This is a genomic window from Limnohabitans sp. T6-5, assembly GCF_003063315.1.
Lineage (GTDB): Bacteria > Pseudomonadota > Gammaproteobacteria > Burkholderiales > Burkholderiaceae_C > Limnohabitans_A.
In genome coordinates this window covers 515,727-533,867 of sequence record NZ_NERV01000003.1, presented here as the reverse complement: position 1 = coordinate 533,867, position 18,141 = coordinate 515,727, and the positions used below count along the sequence as shown (strand labels likewise).

At 62.0% G+C, this 18,141-nt stretch carries 16 protein-coding genes and 1 tRNA gene; 4 read left to right on the top strand and 13 right to left on the bottom strand.

The window, feature by feature from the left end; translation table 11 throughout:
- Positions 1–2 precede the first annotated feature (2 nt).
- Complete coding sequence (locus B9Z51_RS14125) at positions 3–1,127, top strand: class II histone deacetylase (protein ID WP_108375757.1); 1,125 nt, start codon at positions 3–5, stop codon at positions 1,125–1,127.
- Between the two features lie 96 nt (positions 1,128–1,223).
- Here the strand turns inward: B9Z51_RS14125 and B9Z51_RS14120 are convergent, their stop codons facing one another.
- Positions 1,224–2,114: a DMT family transporter gene (locus B9Z51_RS14120; protein ID WP_108375755.1), complete on the bottom strand. Its 891-nt coding sequence runs from the start codon at positions 2,112–2,114 to the stop codon at positions 1,224–1,226.
- Positions 2,115–2,127: 13 nt separating this feature from the next.
- Positions 2,128–3,525, bottom strand: a complete 1,398-nt coding sequence (gene pmbA / locus B9Z51_RS14115; RefSeq protein ID WP_233254973.1) for a metalloprotease PmbA — start codon at positions 3,523–3,525, stop codon at positions 2,128–2,130.
- A gap of 104 nt (positions 3,526–3,629) precedes the next feature.
- Between pmbA and yjgA the strand changes: the two genes are divergently transcribed.
- The 3 genes from yjgA to rpoD all read left to right on the top strand — a co-directional run bounded on the left by yjgA (position 3,630) and on the right by rpoD (position 7,834).
- Entirely contained in the window at positions 3,630–4,283 is a 654-nt protein-coding gene (yjgA, locus tag B9Z51_RS14110) for a ribosome biogenesis factor YjgA (protein WP_108375751.1), read from the top strand.
- Complete coding sequence (gene mog, locus B9Z51_RS14105; RefSeq protein WP_108375749.1) at positions 4,276–4,872, top strand: molybdopterin adenylyltransferase; 597 nt, start codon at positions 4,276–4,278, stop codon at positions 4,870–4,872. The genes yjgA and mog overlap by 8 nt, the downstream gene beginning before the upstream one ends.
- A gap of 508 nt (positions 4,873–5,380) precedes the next feature.
- Positions 5,381–7,834, top strand: a complete 2,454-nt coding sequence (gene rpoD / locus B9Z51_RS14100; RefSeq protein WP_199227543.1) for an RNA polymerase sigma factor RpoD — start codon at positions 5,381–5,383, stop codon at positions 7,832–7,834.
- Between the two features lie 67 nt (positions 7,835–7,901).
- On the opposite strand, the gene B9Z51_RS14095 is transcribed toward rpoD, so the two are convergent.
- From B9Z51_RS14095 to hscA, 11 genes are all read right to left on the bottom strand, one after another.
- Entirely contained in the window at positions 7,902–8,306 is a 405-nt protein-coding gene (locus B9Z51_RS14095; protein WP_108375747.1) for a YkgJ family cysteine cluster protein, read from the bottom strand.
- 27 nt (positions 8,307–8,333) lie between these two features.
- Positions 8,334–8,948 carry a class I SAM-dependent methyltransferase gene (locus B9Z51_RS14090; RefSeq protein ID WP_108375745.1) on the bottom strand — a complete coding sequence of 205 codons (615 nt, stop codon included), beginning with the start codon at positions 8,946–8,948 and terminating at the stop codon, positions 8,334–8,336.
- A gap of 29 nt (positions 8,949–8,977) precedes the next feature.
- Positions 8,978–11,023 carry a phenylacetic acid degradation bifunctional protein PaaZ gene (gene paaZ, locus B9Z51_RS14085; protein ID WP_108375743.1) on the bottom strand — a complete coding sequence of 682 codons (2,046 nt, stop codon included), beginning with the start codon at positions 11,021–11,023 and terminating at the stop codon, positions 8,978–8,980.
- 462 nt (positions 11,024–11,485) lie between these two features.
- Complete coding sequence (locus B9Z51_RS14080) at positions 11,486–12,478, bottom strand: hydroxymethylglutaryl-CoA lyase (RefSeq protein WP_108375741.1); 993 nt, start codon at positions 12,476–12,478, stop codon at positions 11,486–11,488.
- Positions 12,475–13,683, bottom strand: a complete 1,209-nt coding sequence (locus B9Z51_RS14075) for a CaiB/BaiF CoA transferase family protein (RefSeq protein WP_369959271.1) — start codon at positions 13,681–13,683, stop codon at positions 12,475–12,477. Before B9Z51_RS14075 ends, B9Z51_RS14080 begins: the two co-directional genes overlap by 4 nt.
- Positions 13,684–13,694: 11 nt before the next feature.
- Complete coding sequence (locus B9Z51_RS14070) at positions 13,695–14,678, bottom strand: tripartite tricarboxylate transporter substrate binding protein (RefSeq protein WP_108375739.1); 984 nt, start codon at positions 14,676–14,678, stop codon at positions 13,695–13,697.
- A 23-nt stretch (positions 14,679–14,701) separates the two neighbouring features.
- Positions 14,702–14,875 (bottom strand): hypothetical protein, encoded by a 174-nt coding sequence (locus B9Z51_RS18445; protein ID WP_158272898.1) that lies wholly within the window; start codon positions 14,873–14,875, stop codon positions 14,702–14,704.
- Positions 14,876–15,008: 133 nt separating this feature from the next.
- Positions 15,009–15,083: transfer RNA gene (locus tag B9Z51_RS14065), tRNA-Val, on the bottom strand.
- Positions 15,084–15,165: 82 nt separating this feature from the next.
- Positions 15,166–15,879 carry a DNA polymerase III subunit epsilon gene (gene dnaQ / locus B9Z51_RS14060; protein ID WP_108375737.1) on the bottom strand — a complete coding sequence of 238 codons (714 nt, stop codon included), beginning with the start codon at positions 15,877–15,879 and terminating at the stop codon, positions 15,166–15,168.
- 13 nt (positions 15,880–15,892) lie between these two features.
- The gene (gene fdx / locus B9Z51_RS14055; RefSeq protein WP_108375735.1) at positions 15,893–16,231 is read right to left on the bottom strand and encodes an ISC system 2Fe-2S type ferredoxin; all 339 of its coding nucleotides are present in this window, start codon (positions 16,229–16,231) and stop codon (positions 15,893–15,895) included.
- Between the two features lie 34 nt (positions 16,232–16,265).
- Complete coding sequence (gene hscA, locus B9Z51_RS14050; protein WP_108375733.1) at positions 16,266–18,131, bottom strand: Fe-S protein assembly chaperone HscA; 1,866 nt, start codon at positions 18,129–18,131, stop codon at positions 16,266–16,268.
- Positions 18,132–18,141 lie beyond the last annotated feature (10 nt).

Here is an 18,141-nt window from a genome sequence, read left to right as displayed (position 1 = left end):
TCATGACCTCACCCACCGCTTACATCACCGACGAAATCTGCTTCTGGCACGACCCGGGCAACTACGCCCTGATGCTCAAACCCGGCGGCTTTGTGGAGCCCTACAACCGCCACATCGAAAACGCCGACCCCAAGCGGCGCCTGCACAACCTGATCCAGCAATCGGGCCTGGTGCACGATCTGAATGTCATTCCGGCACGCGACGCGCAAGTGCACGAACTCACCCGCCTGCACAGCGCCAGCTATGTGGCCAAGGTCGAGCAGATCGCCCTGGCCGGTGGCGGCGACACCGGCATTGGCGCGCCCATCTCGTCCAACGGCTGGGCCGCCGCGCGCCGCTCGGCCGGTTGCGCCCTCACGGCCGTGGACGCGGTCATGCAGGGCCAAGCGCAAATGGCCTACGCCCTGACGCGCCCCCCAGGCCACCATGCAGAACCTGAGCAAGGCATGGGTTTTTGCGTCTTTGCCAATGCCGCGCTGGCCGCCGCCCACGCGATCGAGGTGCATGGGCTCAAGCGCGTGGCCATCGTGGACTGGGACGTGCACTTTGGCAACGGCACCCAAAAATGTTTTGAAAACCGCAGCGATGTGCTGACGATTTCGGTGCACCAGCAAGCAGGCTATTTGTTCGTCAAAGGCGAGGCCGACGAACTCGGCCAAGGCGCAGGCGCGGGCTACAACATCAACATTCCGCTGCCGCCCGGTTGCGGCTTCGGGGCTTACCGCGAGTCGTTTGAAAAAGTCATCCTCCCGGCGCTGGACGCCTACCAGCCCGAATTGATCATCGTGGCCTGCGGCTACGATGCCGGACGCTTTGACCCCCTGGGCCGCATGATGCTCGACGGTGTGGCCTTTCGCTGGATGACCGATGCGGTGCTGGCCATGGCCCGCAAGCACGCGCAAGGCCGCGTGGTCATGACGCATGAAGGCGGTTATTGCCCGGTTTCGGTGCCGTTTTGGGGCATGTCGGTGCTGGAGCAGATGACCGGGATAAAAACCGAAGTGGTCTGCCCGTTTACCGGACAGCACGACCAAATGCCGGCACAAAAGCTGCAGATCGAACAGGCCCGGCTGGTGCAGTCATTGGCGGGGTATTTTGAAGACATCCGGCAAAAACACTGGGCCTGAACGGCCCATCAGGCACATCGCCTGAACGGCCCATCGGGCACATTGCCTGAACGGCCCATCGGGCACATCGCCTCAAGCGCGCAGATCCCTGTTTGTTCAGCGCTGCAAAATCAAGGCCGCACCGAGCACCGCCAAAACCGCCCCACCCCAAGCCCCCCAGGCCGGGCGGCGGCGGTACACACCCCACAGCAGGGGCAGAAGCAAGATGGGTGTGAGTGACGAGAAAATGCCCACCAAATTGGCTTGCCCGGTGTGCAGCGCCTGCAAAATCAAGGTCATGCCCAGCGCCATGGCCACGGCCGCACTGGCCCAGGTGTTGAACAGGGTTTTGGCGCTCAGCGGGTTTTGCACCCGCGCCACCTGCGCCCCGGCCCAAAGCAGCGCCAAATGCGCCAAAAAGCTGGCCGATGTACGCACGGCAGACGCCGCCACCGCGTCCACCCCCGAGGCCATCAAGGGCTTGATCATCAAGGTGGCCACCGACTGGCACACCGCCGCCAACAGCCCCAGCAAGACACCCGTCATCAAACGGCCTTGGGTGTTTTCCCAAGCGTGGGTTTCACTCTCGCGGCGGCCCCACACAATGGCCACCATCACGCCAGAGACCAGCAAACTGCCGCCCAGCAAGGTCCAGCCCCACAGGGTTTCGCCCAGAAAAACCCAGGCCAGCAAGGTGGAAAAAATGGCGTGCGTGGCAAACAGCACCCCACTGCGGCGCGGCCCCAAACGGTTCATGCAGGCAAACAGGGCCGTGTCACCGATGAAGATGCCAATGAAGCCCGACAGCGCCAGCAAGGCGACATTCGCGCCGTTCAGGCTGCGCCACTGCCCGGTGAACAGCGCCAGCGCCCACAGCAAGGTCAGCGCAAAAAACAAACGCCAGCGTGTGAATGCAAAGGCCCCCAGTTGGCTGGAGGCTGCGGCCGAAAACAAACTGCCCACGGCCCAGGACAAAGCGGCCAGCGCCGCCAAAAGTTCAGCCTGCACTGCGCCGCAGGCCTTAGCTGCCTGCCACCTTCATGCGGTTGACCAAAATGGAGCCCGTGGACTTGGCGCCCATGTTGTAGGCGTCCGAGCCCACCGCCTCGATGCCCATGAGCATGTCCTTGAGGTTGCCCGCGATGGTGATTTCGTGCACCGGATAGGCGATCTGGCCGTTTTCCACCCAAAAGCCGCTGGCGCCGCGTGAATAGTCGCCCGTGACATAGTTCACGCCCTGGCCCATCAGCTCGATCACAAACAAGCCCGTGCCCAGCTTTTGCAACATGGCGTCCAAATCGTCACCCGGCTGCGTCAGGCGCGATGTCAGCGTCAGGTTGTGCGAGCCCCCGGCGTTGCCGGTGGTCTTCATGCCCAGTTTGCGGGCCGAGTAGCTGGAGAGGAAGTAGCCTTCCACCCGGCCGCCCTTGACCACCTTGCGGCGAACCGAGCGCACACCCTCGTCGTCAAACGGCGAACTGCCTTTGCCGCGCAGCAGGTGCGGGTCTTCTTCGATGTCGATGTGCTTGGGAAACACCTTCTTGCCCAGCGAGTCGAGCAAAAAGCTGCTCTTGCGGTACAGCGCCCCGCCGCTCACGGCCTGCACAAAGCCACCCAGCAGGCCCGCGGCCACGGGCGACTCAAACAGCACCGGGCATTCGGTCGTGGCGATTTTGCGAGCCCCCAGACGCGACAAGGCGCGCTCTGCGGCGTAGCGGCCCACGGCTTCGGGACTGGCCAGCTCGTCGGCCGAGCGCATCGAGGTGTACCAGGCGTCGCGCTGCATCTCGGCATTGCGACCGGGCAGCTTGGCAATGGGGGCCACCGAAATGCTGTGGCGCGAACTGGCATAGCCGCCCCGAAAGCCGTGCGTGTGGGCGCTGAAAAAATGGCTTTGCTGGGCCGACACGGCCGCGCCGTCGCTGTTGGTGATGCGGCGGCTGGTTTTCAGGGCGGCAGCTTCGCATTGCAAGGCCAGTTTGGCCGCTTCTTCGCTGTTGATCGACCAGGGGTGGAACAGGTCCAGCTCACGCTGGTTGGTCTCGATGTCCTCCAGGTCTGGCAAACCGGCAGTGGGGTCTTCGGCCGTGAAGCGGGCGATGTCGTAGGCCGCTTGCACCGTGCGCTCAATCGCTGCGGTGGAAAAGTCAGAGGTGCTGGCATTGCCCCTGCGGTGGCCCAGGTAAACCGTCACACCCAGCGATTTGTCACGGTTGCGCTCCACGTTTTCCAGCTCGCCCTTGCGCACGCTGACCGACAAACCGCAGCCTTCAGAGGCTTCGGCACCGGCGTTGCTGGCGCCCAGTTTTTTGGCATGGCTCAAGGCCTTATCCACCAATGCCTCAAAGTGGTCACGCGAATAGCTGAAGCCGTCGTGCGGCAAAGAAGATGAGGCGGTGGCTGGGGTGGTTTTTTTCACGGCAAAAGTTCTCGGAGCAGATGGCGAGCGCGCAGCCCGCAGTGGCCGCTATGATACTTGCCACCCAGCCGCCGCGCTGTTCTTGAGAACGAGTTCCCCCAGTCATGTCCCGTAAACCCAAAAAAGGCTATTTCGTCCGTGGTCAATTTGTTGCCGAAGGCAGCGAACTCGACCTGGAGTTCAAGCGCGAACTCAAATTCGGACTGGAAGGCCCCAGCAGAACCGAGCTCAAACGCGAAAGCACCGAACTGCAAGAGCTGGGCGTGCAATTGCTGACCTTGCGTCGCGACCTGATGGCCGGGCTCAAACTCCCGGACAAACTGGCCGATGGCCTGGTCGAAGCCAACCGCATCACCAACTTTGAAGGCAAGCGCCGCCAGATGCAGTTCATCGGCAAGCAAATGCGCTTGCTCAGCCCCGAAACACTGCAAGCCGTGCGCGAAGCGCTCGACATCCAGCGCCTGGGCAGCGCCAAAGACACCCAATCGCTGCACCTGGCCGAAGCCTGGCGTGACCGCCTGATCGCCGACGACACGGCCGTGGGTGAGTGGATGGCCCAGTACCCGCAAACCGACACCCAGCAACTGCGTGCGCTGGTGCGTCAGGCCCGCAAGGACGCCGTGCCGGTGAGCAACGCCGCTGTGTCGCAGGGACTGGCGCCCCGCCAGAGCCGGGCCTACCGCGAGCTGTTCAAGCTGGTCAAAAGCATCCTGACTGGCGAAGACGACGACACCTCCGAGGAGAACAACGATGAGTGAGCCGCAGCACGACCCGATCCGAATCGGCATTGTCTCCATCAGCGACCGCGCCAGCACCGGCGTGTACGAAGACAAAGGACTGCCCGCCTTGCAAGAATGGCTCAGCCGCGCCCTGCTCAATCCCATCAGCTTTGAGCCGCGCCTGATTCCTGACGAGAAAGAACGCATCAGCGCCACCCTGATCGAGCTGGTCGATGCAGGCTGCAGCTTGGTCCTGACCACCGGCGGCACCGGCCCGGCCCTGCGCGATGTGACGCCTGAGGCCACGCTGGCCGTGGCCGACAAGGAAATGCCCGGCTTTGGCGAGCAAATGCGCCAGATCAGCCTGAAATTTGTGCCCACCGCCATCCTCTCGCGCCAGGTGGCCGTGATCCGTGGCCAAAGCCTGATCATCAACCTGCCAGGCCAGCCCAAGTCGATTGCCGAGACGCTCGAAGGCCTCAAAGACGCTGAGGGCAAATCTGTAGTGCACGGCATCTTTTCCGCCGTGCCTTATTGCGTCGATCTGATCGGTGGGCCTTACATGGAAACCCGAGACGAAGTCTGCAAAGCCTTTCGCCCCAAGACCGCCATCCGGCCTGCACGCTGAGGCCTACGCCACATGTCGGGGCTGAAGCCACCGACCTACGAATACCGTTCCTCCCGTAGGTCGGCACCTTCAGGTCCGACATTGCAGGCTTCGGCGCAGGCACCTGTCGGGGCTGAAGCCACCGACCTGCAAATACCGTTCCTCCCGCAGGGCGGCACCTTCAGGTCCGACATTGCAGGCTTCGGCGCAGGCCCTTGTCGGGGCTAAAGCCGCCGACCTACAGTCCCGCACCTGGGGCTGTCCACCTGCATTTGGGTATAATCCATTTTTTCGGCAAGAGCGACAGCAGCACCTCCGGCTAGACCACCGCCATCAGCGCGACGCCCCCATGCGGGCCGGTCACCGTTCCGCAAGGACTGCACTCCAAATGATCGCCCCTCCATCTTGCCATTGCAGATTTGACGCCCATATAGGGTGTTGACGCTGTGTCATAACAAGCCCGCGCCGGGATGTATGAGGCGCTGACTGTGTCTGTTTCCTTGTCTGTTTTGAAGTCTTGAGGTTGTTCATGCCCGCTCAAAAGCCGAAGAAGCCTGCCCAGGCCCCTGCCCCATCGAAAACCGTAGCCTCATCCGCTGCTGCCAAAAAAGCTTCTGCGCCCAGCGCCAAAGCGCCAGGCAGCAAAGTGACCGCCAAAGCACCGACCCCATCGGCTGCCAAAGCCGTCGCCCCAGCGGCCAAGGCCACCAAAGCCCCGGCGCCCCCTGCCAAGTCCGAGAAGAAAGTCGCCGCCGTGCCCGCCAAGAAATCCGAAGTCACTGAAAAGAAAACCACTGCCAAAGCCGCAGAAGCCGAAGTGGTCACCAAAAAAACCAAAGCGGCCAAAGCCACTGACACTGAGTCCGCAACGGCCAAAAAGCCCGCCGCCAAAAAAGCCGTCACCGGCGCCAAGCGTGGCCCCAAGAAAAAGGGCAGCATCGCTGAGCCCACAGGCGACGAAGACTTGATGGACATCGAGGACGACCTCGAGCCCGAGCCGGTCACCGATGCCTCGGGCACGGCTGAAAAAGTCAAACCTCTGCGCATGAAGATCAGCAAGGCCAAAGAGCGCGCCTTGATGAAGGAATTCGGCCTGGACGAAACCGTCCTGACCGAAGCCGAAATGAAGCAGCGCCGCGAGCGCCTGAAAGCCCTGATCAAGCTGGGCAAGACCCGTGGCTACCTCACCAACGGCGAAATCAGCGACCACCTGCCTGACAAACTGGTCGATGCCGAAACCCTGGAAGTGGTGGTCGCCACCCTGAACGACCTGGGCGTGGCGGTGTACGAGCAAACGCCCGACGCCGAGAGCCTGATCATCACCGACAACGCGCCCACCGGCTCCACCGAAGAAGAAGCCGAAGAAGCCGCTGAAGCCGCCCTGTCCACCGTGGACAGCGAATTTGGCCGCACCACTGACCCAGTGCGCATGTACATGCGCGAGATGGGCACTGTGGAGCTGCTGACCCGCGAAGGCGAAATCGAGATCGCCAAGCGCATTGAGGGCGGCTTGATGGACATGATGCAAGCCATCAGTGCATCGCCCGCCACCATTGCTGAAATCCTGCGCATGGCGGCGGAAATCCGCGAAGGCAAAGTGGTGATTTCCACCGTGGTGGACGGCTTCGCCAACTTGAACGAAGCCGATGACTACGTGGCCGAAGAAGACTTCGACGAATTCGACGAAGCCGACGATGACGATGGCAAAGGTGGCTCCAAAGCCCTGACCAAGAAGCTCGAAGAGCTGAAAAACCAGGCCTTGGAACGCTTTGACCGCATCACCGAATACTTCGAAAAAGTGCACAAGGTCTACGACAAGGAAGGCTGGGGCACGCCCGCCTACGTCAAGGTGCAAACCGCTTTGTCCGAAGAGCTGATGACCATCCGCTTCACGGCCAAAACCATTGAAAAGCTGTGCGACATGGTGCGCGGCCAGGTGGACGACGTTCGCAAGAAAGAGCGCGAACTGCGCCGCATCATTGTGGACAAATGCGGCTACCCTCAGGACAACTTCATTGCCGACTTCAGCGGCCGCGACAAAAATGGCAAGCGCGTGGAGTCGCAACTGCTCAACCTCAAGTGGATCGAAAAGCAAGCCGCCGCAGGCAAGAGCTGGAGCGCGGTCATGGGTCGCAACATCCCGCCCGTTCAAGACATTCAGCAAAAGCTGATGGACCTGCAATCGAAGGTGGTCGTGCCTCTGGACGAGCTCAAAGACATCAACAAGCGCATGAACGCAGGTGAACGTGCCAGCCGCGATGCCAAGAAAGAGATGATCGAGGCCAACTTGCGCCTGGTGATCTCCATCGCCAAGAAGTACACCAACCGCGGTCTGCAATTCCTCGACCTGATCCAGGAAGGCAACATTGGTTTGATGAAGGCGGTGGACAAGTTCGAATACCGCCGTGGCTACAAGTTCTCCACCTACGCCACCTGGTGGATTCGCCAGGCCATCACCCGCTCCATTGCGGACCAGGCCCGCACGATCCGCATCCCGGTGCACATGATCGAGACGATCAACAAGATGAACCGCATCTCGCGCCAGCACTTGCAGGAATTCGGTTTTGAGCCCGATGCATCGATCCTGGCCGAGAAGATGGAGATTCCGGAAGACAAGATCCGCAAAATCATGAAGATCGCCAAAGAGCCGATCTCCATGGAAACGCCGATCGGTGACGACGACGACAGCCACCTGGGTGACTTCATCGAAGACAGCATCCACACCGCCCCCATGGACGCAGCCCTGCAAGCCGGTCTGCGCGACGTGGTCAAGGATATCCTCGACAGCCTGACCCCACGCGAAGCCAAAGTGCTGCGCATGCGTTTCGGCATCGAAATGTCCACCGACCACACGCTGGAAGAAGTGGGTAAGCAATTCGATGTGACCCGTGAACGCATTCGCCAGATCGAAGCCAAGGCACTGCGCAAGCTCAAGCACCCCAGCCGCAGCGACAAACTGCGCAGCTTCATCGATTCAATGTAAGCCGCTCAGCCTTCAAAGCGCAAAGCCTCCTGTCTGCGAAGTCAGGAGGCTTTTTTCCTTGCACCGTTCAGCGCGACTGGGCTTTGTTCCCGTAAGGGCAATGGTTGGGACGAGGCCCCACTTGAGGATGCAGGCGGCAAGTGTTGGGCCGCTTGTCGTACACGGTGCAGCGGCGCGTCTTGGCATCCAGAAACTGACAATCTCCGCTGGCTCGGCGAGCCAGACTGAAGATGCTGTTTTTGAAGTTGAAATGGTCGATCAATCCGGCCTTGGACAGGCGCTTGGCGATCTGTTTGGGGTCTTCGTGCTCGGCTTCAAAGGGGTCCACCAGTTCCAGCCGCACCAGATCGGCCAGCTTGACCTCCACCGGCATGGTGCAACAGTTGGCCGCACAGGTGTCGCACAAACCGTTTTTGTAACGGGTCCAGGTTTCGCAACGGTCAACGTCAACGACGGCAATGGGGGATCTCATGGGCGAGATTATCCCGGATGCGCGAATTCACGCAGCCTGCGCCTGGCCCCAATAGTGAAAAGTCATCGGGCGCGGCCCCGCCAGATAGGCCGATTGCGTGGTGGCCGCAAAGCCTGCGGCGTCCAGCAAAGCGGGAATGTCACGCCCAAGATGACAGCCCCCGGCGAGAGGCCCCCAGAACGGTTGCAGACGGTCCTGCCAGCGGCGCACAGCTTCGTCAGGTGCACGGCCGTGTTCGCAAAACAGCAACTTTCCACCGGGCACCAGCACCCGGCGCATCTCGCGCAGGGCTTGCGCCGCATCAGGAATGCTGCACAGGGTGTAGGTGCAGACCACGGTGTCAAAGCTGGCGTCTTCAGTGGGCAACTGCTCGGCCGACAGGCCCATCAGCTCGACTGCAATGCCTGCCTTTTGGCTGCGCTTGCGGGCGAGGCTGTGCATTTGCATTGCCGGGTCCACACCCACGAGGCGACTGACGCGGCTGCGGTCGTAAAACGGCAAATTACGTCCGGTGCCCATGCCGACCTCCAGCACCCTGCCCTGCGCTTGGGGAACCAGCTGGCGCCGCTGCGCTTGCACCACGGGCAAGCCGCAAGCCACATCGATCAGGTAGGGCAACACCACGCGGTCGTACCAGTTCATGCTGCGCCTCCCGTTGTTCAGATGGACACTCAGCCCTTCTTGGCCACCAAGGTCAGGATGTCGTAGCTGGCCACCACTTCGCCCAATTGGTTGGTCACTTCGACATCCCAAGCGACCACGCCTTGACCCACGCCGTTGGCGTCTTTCTTGTTGCGGTCGATCTTGCGCTTGGCGGTCAGACGCGCCCGGATGGTGTCGCCAATGCCCACAGGTTTGACGAAGCGCAGCGTGTCCAGACCGTAGTTGGCCAGCACCGGGCCAGGCGCGGGCGAAACGAAGAGGCCAGCGGCGGCCGACAGCACAAAGTAGCCGTGCGCGATGCGTTTGCCGAAAGGCGAATCCTTGGCCGCGATCTCGTCGAAGTGCATGTAGAAATAATCGCCCGACAGGCCGCCAAAGGCCACGATGTCGGCCTCGCCCACGGTGCGGCGGTGGGTCAGCAGGCTCTCGCCAATTTGCAACTCTTCGAAATAGCGACGGAAGGGGTGAACCTCGGTCTCGATCAGCTTGGCGCCGCGCATGTACTCGCCCGTGACGGCGGCGATCATGGTGGGCGAGCCTTGCAGCGCGGTGCGCTGCATCAGGTGCTTGACGGCGCGAATGCCGCCGAGTTCTTCACCGCCACCTGCACGGCCAGGGCCACCGTGTTTGAGCGGGGGCAGAGGCGAGCCATGGCCGGTCGATTCGACCGCCGATTCGCGGTCAAGGATGTGCAAGCGGCCGTGCAAGGCAGCCGCGACCGGGATGACGCGTGCCGCGATTTGCGGGTCTTTGGTGACCAGCGTGCCCACCAAGCTGCCCTGACCGCGTGCGGCCAGTTGCAGCGCTTCGTCAATGCCGTCGTAGGGCATGAGCGTGCTCACGGGGCCAAAGGCTTCCACGTCGTGCACGCTGTCGGTGTGCAAAGGCTTTTGGCACAGCAGCAGCGTGGGCTGGAAGAACGCACCGCCTTCGACGCCCTGCCCCACGGGTGCAAAACCGGTACCGCCACCAAACACCAGTTCGGCGCTTTGGCGCAGCAAGGCCACGCGCTCGGCCACGTCGGCTTGTTGAGAATGCGAGGCCAGTGCGCCCATCTTCACGCCCTCGACCGATGGATCGCCAACCACCACTTTGGCCAGACGCGCTGTGAGCTTCTCGACCACAGCATCCAGGTGCTGGCGCGGCACGATGGCGCGGCGGATCGCGGTGCACTTCTGGCCCGCCTTGACGGTCATCTCGCGGGCGACTTCTTTAACGAACAGGTCGAACTCTTCGTCGTCAGGCGTCACATCGGGCGCGAGGATGGCGCAGTTGAGCGAGTCGGCCTCGGCATTGAACGGGATGCTGTGCTTGACCACATTGGGGTGCACACGCAGCATGGCGGCGGTGTCGGCCGAGCCGGTGAAGGTGACCACATCCTGGCCATTCAGGCGTTCCAGCAGGTCGCCGGTGGAGCCGATCACCAACTGGAGCGAACCCGCAGGCAAGATGCCCGATTGCTCCACCAAGCGCACCATGGCTTCGGTCAGGTAGCTGGTGGACGAAGCGGGTTTGCCAATGCAAGGCATGCCCGCCAGAAAGCTGGGCGCGAACTTTTCCAAGAGGCCCCAGATGGGGAAGTTGAAAGCGTTGATGTGCACCGCGATGCCACCGCGTGGCACCAGGATGTGTGTGCCCGCAAAGCCGCCTTTTTTGCCCAAGGGGAAGGCCGGGCCTTCGTGGATCAGGTTGCCGCTGGGCAGCTCGTTGCTGCCCATGCCCGAGTACGCAAACAAAGTGCCCGCACCGCCTTCGATGTCCACCCAACTGTCGGCACGCGTGGCGCCGGTGTGGGCCGAAATGGCGTACAGCTGCTCTTTGTGCTCACCCAGGTACTTGGCCAGGGCCTTGAGGCGCTGGGCGCGTTCCTGAAAATCGAGTTTGAGCAAGTTGGGCAGTCCCACGGTGCGGGCGTAATGCACCGCGTCGCCAAAGTCGAGTGCTTCGGCATGGGTGTGGTAAATCGGCTGGCCGTTGATGGCGCTGCGCAGGGCTTGCGCGCCTTGCTGGCCGATCCATTGGCCACCGATGAAACTTTGCAGGACTTGGGACATGTGCGGGAGCTTTCAGAAAAGAACTAAGCCCGGTTCAAACGAATTAACCAACCGAGCGGTCGGGAAATTCTAGTCGCTTTGGACCTCCCCCAAACATCCCCTGAGACAGGGGTTTCCCCTTGTGTCAAATCAGGCACTCCTGCGAACCGGCGGTGGAGAACCTCGACCTTCGTGCCCAAACCTGACGCCCCCAAAGAAGGCAGGGTTGCAAAAGCAGATGTCGGACTATGCGAGTGCCGACCTACAACGGAATGGCAGATCGGCGGCTTCAGCCAAAGCATAGGCCTGCGTCGAAGCCACGAATGTCGGAGTTGAAGCTGCCGACTTACAAGGTGGTATTCGCAGGTCGAGGCAACAGAGCCGACATCAAGCCTGTGCCGAAGCCATCCATGTCGGAACTGGCGGTACCGACCTACAGCACCTTTGACGGTTGAACCAAACCCATACATCAAACACCCACACTCAACCCCGGGCAGCGGCCCGCTGCGCAATCTCGGCAAAGTCGCTGGGCCGAGGGTGCAAGTCCAGTCGGCGTCCTGCCTTGAGGATCTGGCTGGGCACATCGTGGCCAATCAGCGCGGGCAGCTGACCAGCAGCGTCCAGCAGGCGTGGCAAATCCACACCCGTGTCGTAGCCCATGAGGGCCAGCGCGTGCACGATTTCCTCGGTGCAGACGTTGCCCGACGCGCCCGGTGCATAGGGGCAGCCACCGATGCCGCCAATCGAAGCATCAAAACGGTCGGCCCCCGCGTCGATGGCGGCGATCACATTGGCCAGGCCCATGCCACGCGTGTTGTGAAAATGCAGGGTCAACTCGCGCTCAGGCCAGTGCACCCGAAAAGCCCGAGTCAGATCGGCCACCTGCGTGGGGTAAGCCATGCCGGTGGTGTCGCACAAAGTCACGCCTCCCGCGCCCAGCTCCTCCACAAAGCGGCGGCACCAGTCCAGCACCACGGGCACCGGCACATCGCCCTCCATGGGGCAACCAAAGGCGCAAGACAGTGACACGTTGATGGCCACGCCCGAGCCCTGGACAGCCCGCACGACATCGGCCAGCCCCGCAAACGATTGCTCGCGCGTCATGCGCAGGTTCGACAGGTTGTGGCTTTCGCTGGCCGACATGACCAGGTTGAGCTCGTCGGCTTTCGATTCGATGGCCCGCTCGGCGCCGCGCACATTGGGCACCAGCGCGGTGTAGACCACGCCGGGCACGCGGCGGATTTCGCGCAGCACCTGCTCGGCATCTCGCAGCGCGGGAATGGCCTTGGGCGACACGAAGGACGTCACCTCGATCTTGGCCAGCCCCGCTTCGGACAAAGCGTTGACCAGCGCGATTTTGTCCTCGGTCGGCACAAAGGCGGTTTCGGCCTGCAGGCCGTCGCGGGTGCCGACTTCCTGCATGTGGATGCGGCGCCCGGCGCCTTGCCAGACGGTTGTGTGTTTTTGTGTGCTCATGCCACCACCTTGTTGTTGCGCAATTGAGCAATCCTGTCAGCGCTCATGCCGAGTTCGGCCAGCACAGCGTCGGTGTCGTCGCCCAGCTTGGGCGCAGACGAACGCACGGTGCCGGGTGTGCCCATCAGCTTGGGCACGATGCCGGGCACTTCAATCTCATGGCCGTCGCGCGTTTGCTGCTTGAGGATCATGTCGCGGGCGCGGTAGTGCGGGTCTTCGACGATGTCCTTGGCGGTGTAGACGCGGCCAGCGGGCACACTCGCATCGCCCAGCGCAGCCAGCACATCGCTCACGCTGCGGGTCTGGGTCCAGGCTTCGATGGCCGCGTCCAGTTCCTGCACGCGCGTCACACGCCCGGCGTTGTTGGCCAGTTCCGGATCGTTGCCCAGATCGTCGCGCCCCATCAGCGCCATCAGCCGCTTGAAGATGCTGTCGCCGTTGCCCGCGATCAGCACCACGCCATCGGCACAGCGGTAGGCGTTGGACGGGGCAATGCCCGGCAGGGCCGAGCCCGCAGGCTCACGCACCGCACCGAAGGCGCTGTACTCGGGCACCAGGCTTTCCATGACGTTCAAGACGGCCTCGTTCAAGGCCACGTCAATCACCTGGCCCTGCCCGCCATTGACCTTGCGGTGGTACAGCGCCATCAGCACCCCGATGGTGCCGTGCAGCGCGGCCAGCGTATCGCCAATCGAGATGCCGCAACGCACCGGAATGCGGTCTGGCTCGCCCGTCAGGTGACGCAGGCCGCCCATGGCCTCGCCAATCGCGCCAAAGCCAGGCAGGTCACGGTAAGGGCCGGTCTGGCCATAGCCCGAGATGCGCAGCATCACCAATCCAGGATTGGTTTTGAACAAGGTTTCGTAGTCCATGCCCCAGCCCTCGAGCGTGCCGGGGCGGAAGTTCTCAATCAGCACATCGGCCTGGGCGATCAACTGGCGGGCGATGTCCTGCCCCTCAGCGCTGCGCAGGTCCAGCGCGATCGAGCGCTTGTTGCGCGACTGCACCTGCCACCAGACAGAAGTGCCGTCCTGAATCATGCGCCAGTTGCGCAGTGGGTCACCGGCCCCCGGCGGTTCGATCTTGATGACGTCGGCACCAAAGTCGCCCAAAGTCTTGGCGGCAAAAGGCCCAGCGATCAGCTGGCCCATTTCCACCACGCGCAGGCCCTTCAAGGCGCCCGGGGTCAGTTGCGGCATGTTCATTCCTGCAGTCCTCAGTCAATGGTGGCGCCAGAATCCTTGACGATCTTGGCCCAACGGGGCAGATCGTCACGCACCAGCTGGGCAAACTGCTCGGGTGTGGACTTGTAAGGCTCACAGCCCACACCCGCCAGGCGCTCCTGCGCGTCTTTGGATTCCAGTGCCTTGGCAATCGCCGCATTGAGTTGGCTGACAATGTGCTTGGGTGTGCCTGCGGGGGCGAACATGCCGTACCAGGGCGTGGTGCCAAAGCCCTTGATCGTCTCGCCAATCGTGGGCGCGTCCGGCAGCGCAGGCAGGCGCTTGGGGTTGACCACGCCCAGCACCTTGATCTTGCCCGAGCGGATGAAGGCAATCGAAGATGGCAGGCTCTGCACCGACACCTCCACCTGCCCGGCGACCAGATCGGTCACTGCCGCCGCCGAGCCTTTGTAAGGCACATGCACCAGGTCAATGCCAGCGACCTTGCCCAGCATCTCGCCGATCAGGTGGTTGAGGGTGCCGTTACCGGCCGAGCCGATGTTGATCTTGCCCGGCTGCTGCTTGGCCAGGCTGATCAGATCGGCCGTGTTTTTGGCGGCAAAGGCCGGATGGGCCACCAGCACATAACCTGCGGTGGCCACTGTGCCCACGGGCTCGAAGTCCTTGATCGGGTCGAAGCCCGTGATCTTGTAGAGCGAGGGGTTGATCACCATCGAGCTGTCGGCCGTGACCATCAGCGTGTAGCCATCCGCTTTGGCACGCGCTGCGGCCACCGTGCCCACGTTACCGCCTGCACCCGTGCGGTTTTCCACGATGAAGGTCTGGCCCAGCTGCTCGGTCAGCTTTTGTGCGATCACGCGGGCAATGGCGTCATTGGCGCCGCCTGCGGCCTGCGGAACGATCAGGGTGACGGGCTTGCTCGGGTATTTGTCCTGGGCCAGGGCAAGGCCTGTAGCGGCCAAGGACAGCGGCAACGCCAAGGACAGGGCCATCAGGATTCGGCGGTGTTGAAACATGGGGTTCTCCTCTTTGGAATGTGTCAATTGAAAAGCCAGGGGCTGACCACGCGCTGGCGCGCCTTGGACGAAGGGATGCACTCAGACTTTTGCATTGTGATGCCAATGTCACCAAGCCCTTCAAGCAGTCGGTACATGCGGGACTCGTCGATGTCCAACGAGATGGGAATGTGGGCCACCGCGTTGAACAGGGACAAGGTCGATGCGGTGAAAGTTCATAAACGAGGAACGTAAAGACAAAAAATGCGCCACCCGCAAGGCTAACCGGGATCACACAAAAATCAAAGACGTGAAAAAGCCCCGTCAATCGAAGACTGACGGGGCTGAATCTGGTGGGCGATACATGGATCGAACATGTGACCCCTGCAGTGTGAATGCAGTGCTCTACCGCTGAGCTAATCGCCCTCACTGCATTGCAGCGAAGACCTCAATTATGGCATAAAAATTTGCGCTGATTGAGGCTGAGTTCAAAATTTTGCGCCAATTTTCAGGACACGCTCAGCTGGCGCCAGACTGTTTTTCCACCGCTGGACTTGTCCAATTGCGTGAGCACCTCATCGTGCGCCGCCAACTCCTGGGCATTGGCCGACAAGACCTGCAGCACAAAGGTGCTCAAGTCCACTTGCACCACCATTTGCTGCGCATCGTTGGGCGTGGCATCGCCCGCGTCAATCAACAAGGCCTCCTGGCCGCGCGTCATGTTGATGTACACATCGGCCAGCAACTCGGCATCCAGCAAGGCGCCGTGCAAGGTACGACCGGAGTTGTCCACTTCCAGTCGGTCGCACAGGGCGTCCAGGCTGTTGCGCTTGCCCGGGAACATTTCCTTGGCCATGGCCAGGGTGTCGATCACGTTGCTGACGTAAGCCTTGAGCGGTTTCTTGCCTACACGCTCCAGCTCTTTGTTCAAAAAGCCGATGTCGAACGCTGCGTTGTGAATGATGAGTTCAGCATCGCTCAGGTAATCAAGTATTTCTTCGCTCAGCTCCGCAAACTTGGGCTTGTCGCGCAAAAACTCGTTGCTGATGCCGTGCACTCTGAGTGCGTCTTCGTGGCTGTCGCGCTCGGGGTTGAAATAGAAATGCAGGTTGTTGCCGGTGAGCTTGCGGGCATAGAGCTCTACGCAGCCCAGCTCGATGATGCGGTCGCCACCTTCGGCCGAGAGGCCTGTGGTTTCGGTGTCCAGAACGATTTGACGCATGGTTCGCCTTCGCTCAGTGCAGCTCTTTGGCGTGATTGATGCTGTAGCGCGGGATCTCGATCACCAGATCCTGCTTGGCCACAAAGGCCTGGCAGCTCAGGCGCGAGTTGGGCTCCAGGCCCCAGGCGCGGTCGAGCAGGTCTTCCTCGGTTTCTTGCATCTCGTTGAGGCTTTTGAAGCCTTCGCGCACCACCACATGGCAGGTGGTGCAGGCCGCGCTCATGTCGCAAGCGTGTTCGATGTTGATATGGTTGTCCAGCAGGGCTTCGCAGATGCTGGTGCCCGCAGGCGCGGTGATTTCCGCACCGTTGGGGCAGTATTCGGCGTGGGGCAGGATTTTGATGACGGGCATAGATATCTTTGAATTCGGTACGACAGGCCTGACTTTACAAGGACTGGATGTTTTGGCCAGACAAAGCTTTTTGGATGCTGTGGTTCATGCGCTCGGCGGCGAAGGCCTCGGTGCCCTTGGCCAGCGCCTGGGTGCAGTCTTCCAAGGCTTTGGCGTCTTGTTCGGTTTGCACAGCGGCTTGCAGTGTCGCCATCAGTGCATCAATGGCGCTGCGTTCATGCGCTTGCAGCAATTGGCCATCGGCGGCCAATGCGCTGCGCGTGGCCAGCAGCATGCGGTCAGCGCCCACACGGGCTTCCACCAGCGCACGGGCTTTCATGTCGGCCTGGGCGGTGGTGAAGCTTTCTTGCAGCATGGTGGCGATCTGGTCGTCGCTCAAGCCATACGAAGGCTTGACGTCAATGCGCGCCTCCACGCCACTGATTTGTTCTTTGGCCCCTACGCTCAGCAAACCATCGGCATCCACCGTGAAAGTCACGCGAATGCGGGCCGCGCCTGCGGCCATGGGCGGGATGCCACGCAGCTCAAAGCGGGCCAGGCTGCGGCAGTCTTGCACCAAGTCACGCTCACCCTGCACCACATGCAGCGCGAGAGCCGTCTGGCCATCTTGGTAAGTGGTGAAGTCTTGCGCCATGGCGGTGGGGATGGTCTGATTGCGCGGAATGATGCGCTCGACCAGGCCGCCCATGGTCTCGATGCCCAGCGACAGCGGGATCACATCGAGCAGCAGCAACTCGCCAGCGGCGTTGTTGCCCGCCAGCTGGTTGGCCTGGATGGCCGCGCCCAGGGCCACGACTTCGTCGGGGTTGAGGTTGTTGAGCGGGGCCTGACCAAAAAACTCGGCCACGGCCTGCTGGATTTGCGGCATGCGGGTGGAGCCGCCCACCATGACCACGCCTTGCACATCGTCCTTGCCCAGCTGGGCATCGCGCAGCGCTTTGCGCACGGCGGTGATGCAGCGGGCCGTCAGGGCTTGGGTGGCTTGTTCGAAATCTGCACGGCTGATTTGCACCGACAAGCTGCCGGTGGACAAGGCGGCATTCAACGTGACCGTATCCGCAGAAGTGAGCGCTTCTTTGGCGGCGCGGGCTGCTGCCTTGAGCACGGTTTTGTCTTCTGCAGTGATCGCCTGCAAGGCGCGTTGGCGCGCCATGGCGGCATCGGCCAGGGCCTGGTCGTAATCGTCGCCACCCAAAGCCGAGTCGCCACCGGTAGACAAGACCTCGAACACGCCTTGCGTCAGGCGCAAGATGGAAATATCGAAGGTGCCACCGCCCAAATCGAACACGGCGTAAACACCTTCACTGGCGTTGTCGAGGCCATAGGCAATGGCCGCTGCGGTGGGTTCGTTGATCAGGCGCAGCACGTTCAGGCCCGCCAGCTGCGCGGCGTCTTTGGTGGCTTGACGCTGCGCGTCGTCAAAGTAAGCGGGCACGGTGATGACCGCACCATACAAGTCGTCGTTGAAGGTGTCTTCGGCGCGGTAACGCAAGGTGGCCAAAATCTCGGCGCTGACTTCGACGGGCGACTTGGGGCCTTGCACCGTTTGAATAGACAGCATGCCCTGATCGCTGGCCGTGAACTCGTAGGGCAATTTGCTGCGGTCGGCGATGTCTTGAAGGCCACGGCCCATGAAGCGCTTGACCGAGGCGATGGTGTTGACCGGGTCGCTCGCGGCAGACTGCACTGCGTCAAAACCGATCTGACGGCCCTGCCCCGGCATGAAGCGAACCACAGAGGGCAAGATCACTCGCCCATCGTCATCGGGCAAACATTCGGACACGCCGTTGCGCACCGAAGCCACCAGCGAATGCGTGGTGCCCAAATCAATGCCCACCGCGATGCGGCGCTGGTGCGGGTCGGGCGACTGGCCCGGTTCAGAAATCTGCAGTAACGCCATGGTCAATCAG

Excerpts from the sequence above, each read along its gene's own strand:
- B9Z51_RS14125 (WP_108375757.1), top strand. The coding sequence starts at position 3 with ATGACCTCACCCACCGCTTACATCACCGACGAAATCTGCTTCTGGCAC.
- yjgA (WP_108375751.1), top strand. The coding sequence starts at position 3,630 with ATGTCCCGTAAACCCAAAAAAGGCTATTTCGTCCGTGGTCAATTTGTT.
- mog (WP_108375749.1), top strand. The coding sequence starts at position 4,276 with ATGAGTGAGCCGCAGCACGACCCGATCCGAATCGGCATTGTCTCCATC.
- rpoD (WP_199227543.1), top strand. The coding sequence starts at position 5,381 with ATGCCCGCTCAAAAGCCGAAGAAGCCTGCCCAGGCCCCTGCCCCATCG.
- B9Z51_RS14095 (WP_108375747.1), bottom strand. The coding sequence starts at position 8,306 with ATGAGATCCCCCATTGCCGTCGTTGACGTTGACCGTTGCGAAACCTGG.
- B9Z51_RS14090 (WP_108375745.1), bottom strand. The coding sequence starts at position 8,948 with ATGAACTGGTACGACCGCGTGGTGTTGCCCTACCTGATCGATGTGGCT.
- paaZ (WP_108375743.1), bottom strand. The coding sequence starts at position 11,023 with ATGTCCCAAGTCCTGCAAAGTTTCATCGGTGGCCAATGGATCGGCCAG.
- B9Z51_RS14080 (WP_108375741.1), bottom strand. The coding sequence starts at position 12,478 with ATGAGCACACAAAAACACACAACCGTCTGGCAAGGCGCCGGGCGCCGC.
- B9Z51_RS14075 (WP_369959271.1), bottom strand. The coding sequence starts at position 13,683 with ATGAACATGCCGCAACTGACCCCGGGCGCCTTGAAGGGCCTGCGCGTG.
- B9Z51_RS14070 (WP_108375739.1), bottom strand. The coding sequence starts at position 14,678 with ATGTTTCAACACCGCCGAATCCTGATGGCCCTGTCCTTGGCGTTGCCG.
- dnaQ (WP_108375737.1), bottom strand. The coding sequence starts at position 15,879 with ATGCGTCAAATCGTTCTGGACACCGAAACCACAGGCCTCTCGGCCGAA.
- fdx (WP_108375735.1), bottom strand. The coding sequence starts at position 16,231 with ATGCCCGTCATCAAAATCCTGCCCCACGCCGAATACTGCCCCAACGGT.
- hscA (WP_108375733.1), bottom strand. The coding sequence starts at position 18,131 with ATGGCGTTACTGCAGATTTCTGAACCGGGCCAGTCGCCCGACCCGCAC.